The sequence below is a fragment of the Massilia sp. TSP1-1-2 genome (assembly GCF_049896185.1).
In the GTDB taxonomy this organism is placed as follows: domain Bacteria; phylum Pseudomonadota; class Gammaproteobacteria; order Burkholderiales; family Burkholderiaceae_D; genus Telluria_A.
Genome location: NZ_JAFCTU010000034.1, coordinates 1 through 12,594, shown reverse-complemented (window position 1 = coordinate 12,594; position 12,594 = coordinate 1). Strand labels below are relative to the sequence as shown.

Genomic DNA, 12,594 nt, shown 5'->3' with positions numbered 1-12,594 from the left:
GTTGAGCATTGTCGAGCTTTCGTCATGTTGTCCACTGGCCAAGTTGGCGAGTGGCTGGCGCTTCGGGTTGCGAGCTTGGTCAAATTCCGGACGCAGCTTCGCAAGGTTAGATCAAGGGGCGATCTTACCGGAGATACGAGGTAGAAATGTTACTCAAATTAAATATAAATTAATCTGGAACACGGGCTGGGGTCGGGAGCACGGCTATAGGAAAAATGCCAGCGCAAATATGTATTTACACGCATTCCAGCTATAGCGACCGTGCTTGTAACGGGGGACGGAAATGGCGTTCGTTTCCCCATCTTGGCGCGCGCTTTTTTGTGTCTTTTTGAACGTGGCGGCGCCATGAAAAAGTTTCTCAGGTATCAGCGCTTTTTTACAGAAAGCAATATAGTTATGACAACTTCGACTCCATTTTGCCTGCAAATTAAGCAATATAGATGTCAGAATTTCATTAAGCCCCAGCATCGAACGACACAATGCGGGCACATTGTCTGCACTACAGGCGCGTTCAGGCCGGCCGGCATCCGCAAAGGATGCCGGCCTGGACCAGACAGATGTAAGTACGCGAAGAGCGCCCGGGTCGTGTGTTTCCGGTTCAGGCGGGCTGACCAGCCGCCAGGCAAGTCAAAGATGCCGTGTGCAAAAAAGCCACACCTCGGCGTATTGACAGCTGGCGCTTTTTACACCACCAAGTCCTCCAGCCAATAGTCGAATGTCTGCTGCAAGCTGGCCGCCACGCCGCCATGTGCCTGCAAACCGAGCGCGGCGGCATCGATACCGTCGATACCGTCGATACCGGACCACGACATTTGGTCGCCGTTTGCTTGAACCGACATCGCCCCGGCAAGATAGCGCTCTACATCACTGTGACTGTTGGCCGCCGGTGTTGCGCCGTACGAGAATGGCGAGAGCGCGCCGCCAGCGAGCACTGGTGCAGCGCTTGTCGCCACCGCGCTTGGCGTCGGATCCACCGTATTGCGCACCACAGGGCCGATACCGACCGCCTGCTCGTACATCGTCGCGCCATCGAGCACATAGAAATGGGTGCGGCCGTCTAGTCCCGTATCCTGCAATTCGATGCCGGTGCGGGCAGCCAGGTAAATGGCCGGGGACTGCACTTCGATCGGGTTGCCCGTTCCCACTGGCGCGCCGTAGCCGTACAGCGACACGGTCGCAGCGACCACGTTGACGGCAACGTCGCCGTTGACGTCGACGATGCCGCCGCTGGTGCTGCGCAGCACCACATGCTGGGCATTGACTTGCGCCACACCCAATGTGCCCGCCGCGTTCAACACCACCGCCGCGCTCGACGTCACCGCCGTGCCGGCATCCATCGCGATCGCGCCCGCGCCGCTGTAGATCACCACGTCGCCCGCGCTGGCAGCCACACTGTCGTGCAGCACAACGCCGTTGCGCCCGTCAAGCACGATGCTCGATGCCTGAAGGCTGCCGGCGCCCTGCGCGAGCGTGATGCTGGTGCCGAACACCTTGACCGGCGCGGCCGTGATGGCGCCCAGGTCGATTGGTGCGAGCGTGACGTTGCCGGCACCCACAGCCGCGTGGCCGTCGCTGCCCTGCACGCCGATCACCAGGCTGTCGGCGCTCGACAGGTGCGCCAGCATGCCGGCGCTGATATTGAAGGCGCCGGCAGCAGCGCCGCCGACCACGATGTCGCGCGCCATGTCGCTCGGACGCAGCAGCACGTTGGCCGCACCGTTGACGTCGCCGTTGAGCGTGAGGGTATTGGCCTGCACGATGAACTGGCCGTCGACAGCATGCAGCACGACGTCGCCGATGATCACTTCACTCGCGCCGCGAATCACCAGCGAACCGCTTTCCAGCGTCAGCAGGCTGTCAAAGCGCACCACGCCGGTGGCGTTGATGACAACGTCGCCGTTGACCGTGACGGCGTCGGCAAAGCTGACGTTGACGGCGCCATTGATGGTGAGCGAGGCCAGCGCCGTGGTGGCGCCGATCGGGCCGCCAAAGACGATGCTGTCGCCGCCTGCGGCCAGCGTCAGGCGGTCGTTGCCGGTGGCGCCATCGATGTTCTCGTTGAACAGCATGTCACCGCCTGCGAGTGCGCCGTTACCGGACGTTACCGTCACCACGCCGACGATCGTTACCGCTGCGCGCGCTTCGAGCGAATCGGCCGTCAACTGGCCTTCGACACTGATCACGCTGCCAGGACCGGACACATTCAAGACCAGGCCATCGCGGAACACGACCGGAACGGTGCGGCCATCGATGTCGATGTCCTGGCCCGGCGCCAGCGAACCGGCGCCGATGACAACGTCGTCAAAGCCGCCCTTCAGGTTAGCCAGCGACGCGCTGTCCAGGTACAGCTGGCCGGCAGCATCAACTGCTGCGCCGCCGATCTGGATGCCCAGTGCCGGGTTGGAAGGCATGATCAAGAGCTTGCCGCCCGCGCCAACCAGCGGCTGGTTCACGACAAAGGTGTCGCCCACCACGCTCACGTCACGTCCGGCAGGCGAGGCAAGTGGCACATCGAAGACGATCGCGCCGCTGCTCGCCGCGAGCGCAATACTGCCCGCCGGCGCCGTGACGCCAACGAGCGCGCCATCGAAGACGGCGCTTGCGCCGCCGCCGCCGTTAACGCGGTTCACGCTCACCGAAACGCCGGCCGCGTTCACCGCCAGGCCATTGGTATCGATGAGAGCAACGTCGCCGCTGCCCGCAAACGCGGCCAATACGTCCACGGCTGTTTCAATTGGATTGGCCACGCTTCCGATGGCCGCACCGGCAACCATGCGCAAACCTGCCGCCTGCACCTTGACGAATTGCGCCTCCGATCCGTTCTGGCCATCGCTGATGGCGTTGGCGGCCACCAAACTGACGCTGCCGGTCCCGGCGACAATGGCGCCAAGCGAAATGTCATGCGCGTGCAACGCAACGTTGCCGTTATTGGTGCTTGTACTGGCCGCACCGGTCATGCCGATAGCGCCGGGGGCGACCAGGTCGATGGTCTTGCCTTGTCCAAGCGTGGTGATGGCGGCACTTTGGGCCACCGACGAACCGGCGTTCAGGGAGATGCTTCCGCCGTTACTGAGCACGCTGGCATGCACCAGAATCGCGCCGCCTGCCTCGAGCAGCAGATTGCCGCCGACTGCAGCGCTGGCGTGCACGTCGATATCCTGCGCCGCGCCAAACACCGCGTAGCCTGCGACCGTCACGCCGGCATTGACGGCGATGGTCGCGCCCGCGTGCAGCAGCAGCGCGCCGCCGACGGCGAGAGTCGCATGCAAGTCTACATCCTGCGCTGCATTGAAGCTGGCATTGCCCGCCACCGTAACGCCGGAATGGGTGACGAGGGCAGCGCCAGCCCGCAGCACCACGGCGCCGGCTACTGTGACAGCGCCGTCGACACTGAGTTCGTTCGCCGCGCTCAATGCAACGTCGCCTGCCACGGTGACGCCGCCGGCAGCCAGCGCCAGCGAACTGGTGTCGGCCAGGAACAAGCCGCCCTGGCCAATATGAGCGACCAGGTTGACAATCTCGGTGCCGAGCGCATTGGCGCTGCTGCCCGCTGCGGTTGCATTGATCGTCAGGCTACTGGCCATAACGCCGACATCGGCCACTGCTCCAGCCGTATCGGCCAACACGCCGCCGGCGCTCAGGCTGACAGCGCCCCAGCCGCCCTGCCCGGCCTTTGCGCCGCTTGCGCGTTCAACAGCGCTGCGCGCGTCGAGCAGGCCGAGGGTAATCTGGCCAAGCGCGCTGTAGGTGATCGCGCCGCGATCCGTGCTGCTCGCTGCTGCCGGCGCCATGGTGATGTCGCCAGTGGCGACCAGCACAATGCTGCCTGCGATGCCGGTGGTGCTGATCTGCGCTGCCTGCGCAATGCTGCCCGCAACCAGTTCAATACCGCCGGCGGAAGTCAGGCCAGAGAGCGCCAGATCGGTGACAACGCTGGTGCTGCCGTCGACCGCCAGGCGGCTGACCGCAACCGGGCCGACGCTGCCAATGGCGATGGCACCAATGCCGTCCAGATACAGGCTGCCGGCTACCTGCGCGGCCAGCGTCGTTACCGCTACCTGCAGGTGGGCGCCGGTGGTTCCGGCGCCGCCTGTCGCTTCCAGACGCAGCGAACGGGCTGCGACATCGGTGTCGCCGGCGCCGCTGTCGACAATCGATGCGGCCAACAGGCCCACGTCAAGGGCGCTGGAGATGCTGCCCAGCGCCAGCGCGCCGCCGGCGGCATAACGCACATTGCCAACTGCGGTGGTGGTGACGCCGTCATCCATGTTGATGGCGCCGCCGGATGACAGCGACACCGTGTTGGCGCTGCCGATGTTTGCCTTCTGGGCGATGGCGCCGGAAGCGGACAGCGTGACCGAACCCAAGGCCGTGCTGATGGCGTTATTGACGGTGATGTTGCCCGCAGTCGCCTGCAGCAAGATGCTGCCCGCCGCCGAGACGTTGTCGCTGACGACCAGCGCGCCGCCGGTGACCAGCACCAGGTCGCCGCCGGCGGCCAGGTTGGCCTGGGCCGCATTGACCGTGGCTGCTACGACGCCGCGCCCGTCAACGCGGTTCACCTGCACGCTGACCGTATCGACAGTCACGCCGTCCGTCTCGCGCAGGTAGATGGCGCCGCCCGCTTGCGCGGACAGCGTCGTCACCGTGGTGTCGAGTGCGTTGGCGGCAGCGCCGATGGCGTTGCCGGCCACCAGTTGCAGGCTGCCCGCAAAGATGCCCGACTCATTGGCGCCGTCAATCACACTGGCACCTGCCACCACGCGCACACCTGCCGTGCCGGCCGAGATGATCGCGACCGTCACGTTGTTGCCCGCTTGCGCAGCGATGTTGCCGCTGCTGCTTGCCAGACCCGTGCCGGCGGCCATGCCAATGTCGCGCACGGCCAGCAGGTCCACGGTCTTGCCCGCACCGGTGCTGACGATGTTGGCATTCTGGACGATGTCGCGCCCCGCGTTCAGGCTCACATTGCCCGCACTGGTCAGCGCGGCGCCGGCGACGATGTCGGAGGCAGCCTGCAACAGCAGGTTGCCTGCTGCGCTCACGCCCAAGTAATCCGCATCGCCGTCGGTAATGGTGATGCTGCCGGTACTGGCGACCAGCACCACATTGCCTGCCGAGACCAGGTCCGAGAACCCGGCGTCGGTCACGCTGGCGATGCTGCCGTCGGCGTTCACGCGCGTTACGCCTATGTCGGCCACGGAACCAATGACGATGCCGTTGACCGCGTCCAGATAAACGCCGCCCACGCCAGCGCTTGATACCGTCAGCGTGCCAACGTTAAGCTGCAGGTGCGAACCGGCCAGGCCCGCGCCAGTGTTGCCGGTGCTGGCCGTGGCCAGGCGCAACTGCGATGCCGTGACGTCGGTTTCCACGTTGCCTGCGTCGGTGATGCTGCCCGCGATGAGGCTCACCTTGCCCGTGGTGCTGACCGCACCCAGCGTCATGACGGTGCCTGCAGCCACGCGGATATTGGCGTTGCCGCTGATGCGGGTGCCATTGTCCATTGCAATGCTGCCGCTCGCTGCCAGGTCAATGCTGCCGCTGCCCGCCACGCCAATGTCGGCATGCTGCACGATGGTGCCGCTGGAAGCGAGCGAGATTGCGCCGCCCGTGCTGGTGATGGCGCTGTTGACAACCAGGCCACCGGTGGACGACTGCAGCAGTACATTGCCTGCGGCGAGAACCGTGTCGCTGATCGCAAGGCTGCCCGCGTTCGAGACCAGGACGATATCGCCACCGGATTGCAGGTTGCTCTGGGCAGCATTGACGGTAGCTACCGCCGCGCCGCTGGCGCCCACCCGATTAGCCTGGATTGTCAAGGTATCGACGATCAAGGCATTCGTTTCGCTAACGTACATGCCGAGCGCGCCGGCTTGCGCCGTCAAGGTGCCGACGGTGGTTTCAAGATGATTGCCGCCGCTGCCGATGGCGCCACCAGCACGCAGCTGCAAGCCATTGGCGAGGATATCGGCTTCGGTGTCGCCGGCGGCGTCGCCGTCGAGAATGCTGCCGGCGACGGCGCGCAGGCTCACGCTTGCCGTGCCCGCGCTGATTGACTCAATGGTGGCGTCCAGGCCCGCCTGCAGCACGATGTTGCCACCGTTGGAAGACAGCAAGCTACCCTGCGCCATGACCACGTTGCGCGCGGCGACCAGGTCAAGCGTCTTGCCAGTGCCGATGGCGGCAATTGCGCCGGCCTGCGCAATATCGCGACCGGCTGCAAGACTCAGGTTGCCAGCGCTGCTGAGCAGCGCGCCGTTGATCAGCAAGTCCGAATTTGCCCCTGCCGCTTTCAGCAGCAAATTGCCGACGGCGCTGACCGCATAGGTGGCCAGCGAGCTGTTGACGGTGATGCTTGCACCGCCGGCCAGAACCAGGTTCCCGCCCGATACCAGATCGGCCAAGGCCGCATCAGTCAGCGTGCTGCTGGTGCCATCGACAGCCAGACGGCTGACGGACATGGCGGCAACGCTGCCAATGATGATGCCGTCTGTTTCGTCGAGATAGATGCCTCCGGCTCCCGCCACATTGGCGGCAAGCGTGGCGACGGCGCTCTGCAGATGGGCAGCGCCCGTGCCGGCGCCTTCGCCGGCGCCGGTGCCGGTGGTGGCCAGGCGCAGGCTGCCCGCAGTCACGTCGATGTCGGCGGCGCCACTGTCGATGATGCTCGAGCCCTGCACACTGGCATTGGCCGCGCTGATGGCGCCCAGCGCCAGCACGCCGCCGGCGACGTAACGCACGTTCCCCGTTGCGCTGGTGATGACACCATCGTCCATGCTGATGGCACCGCCGGCGGTGATGTCGACACTGGCCGCGCTGCTGATTGCCGCCTTTTGGGTGATTGCACCCGCCGCCGACAGCGAGACCGAACCTGCGAGGGTAGTGATCGCGTTGTTCACGGTGATGCCCCCAAGGCTCGCCTTGAGCAGGATGCTGCCCGCGACGGAACTGACCTCATCGCTGACCAGCAGATCGCCCGTATTCGTCACCAGCACCACGTTGCCGGTGGCGCTGAGGTTGGACTGGGCGGCGTTGACGCTTTGCGCTGCGGCCCCCGTGGCGCTCACCCGGCTGACCTGGATGCTGACCGTGTCGACCGTGACGCCGTCGGTGTCAAACAGGTACAAGCCCGCCGCGCCGGCGCGTGCCGACAGGACCGCGACGGTGGTTTCAAGCGCATTGTTGCCGCTGCCGATCGCGTTGCCTGCGAAAAGCTGCAAGGCGCCTGCGGTGAGATCGGCTTGCGTGTCGCCGGCGCTGTCGCCGTCGATGATGTCGTTGCCGGCAATGACGCGCACGGCCCCGCTGCCCGCAGCGATCGATTCAATCGTCGCGTCCACGCCCGCACTGACCGACACATTGCCATTTGTGCTGGCCAGCGTGCTGCCATTTGCCTGGACCACGTTGCGCGATGCAAGCAGCTCGATGCTCGCGCCCGCGCCGGCAGAAGCGATGGCTCCCACCTGCACAATATCGCGCCCGGCCACAAGACTGGTACCGGCGCTGTTGTTGACCAGGGACCCGCCAAGCGTGATGTCGACGCCGGCCGCGAGCAGCAGATTGCCGCCGGCGCTGATCGCGCCGTTGATCCCGGTGACGATACTGCCTGCCGCCGCCTGCAGTACCAGTGCTGCGCTGCTGGCCAGGTTGACCTGTACGGCGTCGGTCACGGAAGAACCGGCGATGCTGCCGTCGGCCAGTACGCGGTTGACGGTAACGGCGGCGGTCTGGTCGATGATGATGTTGCTCGCCTCGCCAATGTACATGCCCGCCGCAGCTGCCGACATGCGCAGCGCTTCAACTTCCAGCGCCTCGCTGCCGGCGCCGATGGCTGCCACGGCATTCAAGCGAAGCTCGCCTGCGTAGATGTTGGTCGCAGTGTCGCCGGCAAGGTCGGCGATGGCGCCGCCCGCAACCACGCTGACCGATCCCCAGCCAGCTTGCGCGCCGAGCAGGCCGTCGCTGCGATTGGCGGCGCTGCGCGCGTCGAGCACGCCGAGCGTGATGCCGGTTGCCGCCTTGTAGCGGATATTGCCGGCGTTGGTCTGGGCCAGGCCGCCATTGGCCATGACGATCGCCCCCGCAGTCGATTCGACGTCGATCGTGCCGCCGCTGGTGCTCAAGCGTCCAAGCCCGGTCTGTACGATGTTGTTCGTGGCCAGAACGGTGATGCTGCCGCTGCCGTTGCCGATGCTGGCATTGAGCGTGAGCGCGCCGGCGACATCGATCCTGACATTGCCGCTGCCGGCGTTGATGTTACTGTCGATGACCAGGTTGCCGGTGGCCGAAATGTTCGTGCCCGCCCCGCCACCGGTGTTCAAGCCCGTGATCGCCAGGTCGGTCACCGGCGCGCTCGCGCCGGACAGATCGACGCGGTTGACCGAAACCGGACCGACAGTGCCAACGGCCACGCCATCGCGCTCGGCCAGGTAGGCGTTGCCGCTTGCCGCCACCGCCATGACCGACACTTGCGTCTCGATGGCGCTGCCTGCGGCGCCAATGCCGGCGCCGGCCTGCAAGCGCAAGCCGTAGGCCGCCAGGTTCACGCCGGCCGGTGCTGCCAGGTCGTCGTCCTGCGCGTCCGTGATGGCGGCGCCGGCATTGATGCTGATGGTGCCGCCGCTGCCGCTGGTGCCGGCGTTGACCACGCCCACGCTGACACTGCCGGCGACAGCCTCCAGGCGCACATTGCCATTATTGGTTTGCAGCTGCGCTTGCGCTTCCATGCTGATCGCGTCCGCTGCCGACAGGTCGAGCGTCTGGCCGGCCTTGAGTGTTTCCAGCCGCGGCCCGCCGACGCCCAGGTTATCGATGACGATGCTGTCGGCCGCGACGATACTGATGCTGCCGTTGGTGGACGTCAGATCGGCGCGCAGCTCGACGTTCGCTGATGTGGCTTCGCCCGTTTCGCCGGAGCGCAGCAGCAAGTTGCCGACAGCGCCAGTGCTGCGCACCGCGCCAGACACGGTCAGTGCGCCGTTGGCGGTGGTGATGCTGGCGTTGCCGCTGGTCCCGCCCAGGTCGATGGCAAAGCTGCCTGCGCTGCCAAGGCGCAGCGCGGTGGCTTCCTGGATGAACAGGCCGCCGCTGACGGTGTTGGCGGCCGACAGGCCGGCCACCTGGGTTTGCAGGGCCAGGCCGGCGCCGGCGCCAATGCCGGTGGTGGCGGCCAGTGTTGCCTGTGCCGTGTCGCCGTCCAGGTTGGGCCCGGCGCCGGTCAGCACGTCGACGATTGCGCCATTTCGCGCCGTGAGGATCATCGCGCCATCAGCTTCAATGATCGACAGCGCAATGCCGGTGCCGGCCAGCAGGTTGACGGCGCCCGAGTCGAGCGCGTTTTGCGACGTGATCTTTTTGCCGTCGGCCATGGCGATTGCCGTGGCAGCACGCACGCTGACCAGGCCGCCGGCCGAACTGACGTTTCCACCCAGGCTGATATTGGCCAGGCTGGAAACGAGGCTGATGGCGCCACCGCTGGAGGCAATCACGCCGTCGTTGATTGCGTCATCCAGCGTCGACAGTGCACCGGACGCGTAGAGGTTGATGCTGCCGCTGGTGGTGGTGACGACGTCGTTGACCAGCAGCGCCTTGGCGCTGCCTGCCACGGCAAGGGTAAGGTCGCCGGTGCCGCTGGCGACCACGCCGCTGCCGCTCGCCAGCACCGTCATGGCCCCGCTGGCGGTGCGGATGTCGATGGCGCCGGAGCCGGCCACATTCGACTGGTTGACAAGCGTCAGCAGCAAGTCGCCGCCGAGCGCGGTTTCGTGAATCACGATGTCGCCGCTGGCGCCGGTATTCTGGGCGCTGACCGAGCCAAGTTCCGTGTACACAAGGCTGATGCCAAGCGCCGCATGGGCGTCCAGGCTGGCGCCGCGCAGTGCCTCGCCGCCCACGCCATCGTCCAGGAAGTCAACCTGCGCAATGGCGCCGGAGGCTGAGTACAGGCTGATGTTTTGCAGCGTGCCGTTGCGCGCTTCGACCTGGTTGTAGATCGCAATGTCGCCCACGGCATCAAGCTTGATGGTGCCGGAAACGAGCAGCGTGTAGTTCAGCGTTGGCGAACTGAAGTCCTCGACGGCGATGCTGGCGCCGTAGACTTCGACGTTGTCGCGCAGCGTAGGCTGCTCGACCGCGCCGATGGCGCCGATGCGCACTGCGCCCGCACCTGCCGTGGCGTGCCCCGCCGTCTGATGGCCGATGATGATCTTGCTGAAGCCGTCGGCAAAGGTCGCGATCTCGTTGTTGTCGATATTGAGCGTATCGGCGGTATTCCCGTTTGGCGGCGAACCGAGTTCAATCGCCAGCCCGACCGTGGTTGGGCGCAAGGTCATCGTGCCGGTGCCTACGACTGATTCGCCGCCGCCCGAAAAGGTGACTTCGTTCGCTTCAATGAACAGGTCGCCGCCGCCCGAGAGCACCACGCCGCCCTGGAAGATGACCTGGGTCGCGCCAAAGATGGAGAAGTCGCCGCCATTGGTGAGCGTGACGGACTTGGCGAACGTGACCACGCCTGAGGCGTTGATGATGAAGTCGCCATTGATGATGACGGACTCGCTGAACGTGACGTCGTTCGGCGTATCGCTGGTGCCGGCTACGTCAACCCCTTCGATGGTCAAGCCGGCCAAACCGCCCGCCCCCAGGCTGGCGCCGCCCACATTGCCGCCGATGGTGATATTGCCCGGCGCGCGCAGGATGGCGCTGTCGGGCGAGCCGTCCAGGTTGCCCTGGAAAATATGGGTCGCATTAAAGCCCAGGTGAATATTGCCGGTGCCGTCGCTGCCTGCCGTGAGGGAGATGCCAAGGCCGTCAAAACGCACCGAATCGTTGACCAGGATGTCGTCGGTGCTCACGACATTGGCCGCGAACGTGCTGGTATGGCCCGAACCGTCGATCACCAGCGAGGAACCGTTGTTCAGGTTCAGATCGGCATTGATGAAAATTTCACCGCCCAGCTGCGGATTGATCAGGTGCAAGGTATCGTTGAGCGTGACGGCGTCGGTGGCGCCGGCTTGGCCGATATAGATCAGATGGTGACCGTCAATGCTGCCAAGGACGATTTCACCGACACCTTCCTGGCGCTGGCCAAGCGCGGCGCTGTCGAGCTGCATGTCTTCGCCGGTCCCCGTCCAGGCGCCGTTCGCCAGCACAATCGTGCCGCCAGCGTCGAGCGGAACGAACGATAAAGCACCACCTGGCACCCGCGCCAGCACGGAGCTGTCCAAGACAGCAGCAACGCTTGCGCCGCTTTGCACCAGCATGGCCAAATCGAGCAAGTGAGTGTCGACTGCGCCCTGCTGCGGCGCGCCCATGGCCGGCGGCGTGCCGCCGTCCGGGGCCTGGGTTGTCTGGTAGGCGTCGATTACGACGTGATCGGGACTGGTCTCCCCTGGCAAAATTATATGCACCAGGCCAATGATGGGATCGGCGGACAGCAAGACCCGTGATTCGAGCGCTTCAACGCGAAAAGCATCGCGAACTGTGGAAACTTTTTGCTTGATGCGCTTGTTCTTGCTGAACATTGATTGCTTTCATATATGGGCCGCTACTGAATCCGGAGCCGCTATCGCTTCAGGGCGTCGCTTGGTCAATTTTTCGGCGCAGCTGCGCAAGCTCGGCATGAGGTCGAAATAGTAACGGAAAAAGGGGGATACAAAAGTTACCCAGACTAAATAAAGCTTAATCTGTGGACAGAAGAGCGGGGCCGGTCCACGTGTCAACACAACGACAAGTGTTAACCGGACGCAATTTCGAGGGGACGTTGCAACGAAACCTGTACCAAAAAGCTGAGCGCGACCGCCAGCAATATGGCCGTAAAGGCAACGCAGTCGCCGCACTACAACTGAACGCGGGCCTCTACTCCCCTCCGTCTTGTGCAGTGGTGCGACGGCAGCAGTCGTTCAGCTCTTGAACAACTTTAGCAGTGTTACCGCGGGCGAAGCCGATCCGATCTTGCGGTTTGTTTGCGCCGCTTCGATGACTTCGACCAGTTCGTCGTATTTGTCGGCTTGTCTGTCGTCGAGATTGGTCATATTCATATTCCAGCGCGGGAAAGTACGAAAAGTTGCTGGCTCGTTGTAAATCACCCGAGAATTCTTGTGGCGGGGGTCAAGTTCAATTTTTTTGTAGAGCTTAGCCAGCGACAATGCCGGCCCTTCCAGCACTTGCAAAAACCAACCGCCGTTATAAAACAAACTGCCCGTCACGTCCAACGGTTCGTTATTTGCTTTGGCAGTTTTCTGGATTCCATACAGATCCTCAGCGGACATTTTGCGTGTAGCCTGGCTGAGATAGATTAGTTGATTAATTGACATTATTTTTTCCCTTGTTGTGACATGCGCAGGCCGGTGTGTTCAGCAAGCGAGGATTGCCAGCGGCAATACTTTGCCAAGTGCAGATAATACTATTAGGAAATAAAACTTGTCGCAAGGCGTGTTTGCTGCGCGCAATAACTTGCGCACAAGGTGTTGTCACGACGAGACAGTACCCCGCTACGCGCGCTGATCCGTACGCAACAGCGGTAATTTGCAAGCTAGTTGTCGCCTAAAAGCGGTTTCTACGCTGCTTTTTTGAGTTCTGGATTTTTCTCCTTTT

At 64.1% G+C, this 12,594-nt stretch carries 2 protein-coding genes; both read right to left on the bottom strand.

Features of this window, described 5'->3' with window-relative positions; genetic code table 11:
• Window positions 1–683: 683 nt before the first annotated feature.
• Complete coding sequence (locus ACP7BV_RS22305) at window positions 684–11,522, bottom strand: LEPR-XLL domain-containing protein (protein ID WP_426106910.1); 10,839 nt, start codon at window positions 11,520–11,522, stop codon at window positions 684–686.
• Window positions 11,523–11,900: 378 nt separating this feature from the next.
• Entirely contained in the window at window positions 11,901–12,314 is a 414-nt protein-coding gene (locus ACP7BV_RS22300) for a BLUF domain-containing protein (protein ID WP_426106909.1), read from the bottom strand.
• Window positions 12,315–12,594 lie beyond the last annotated feature (280 nt).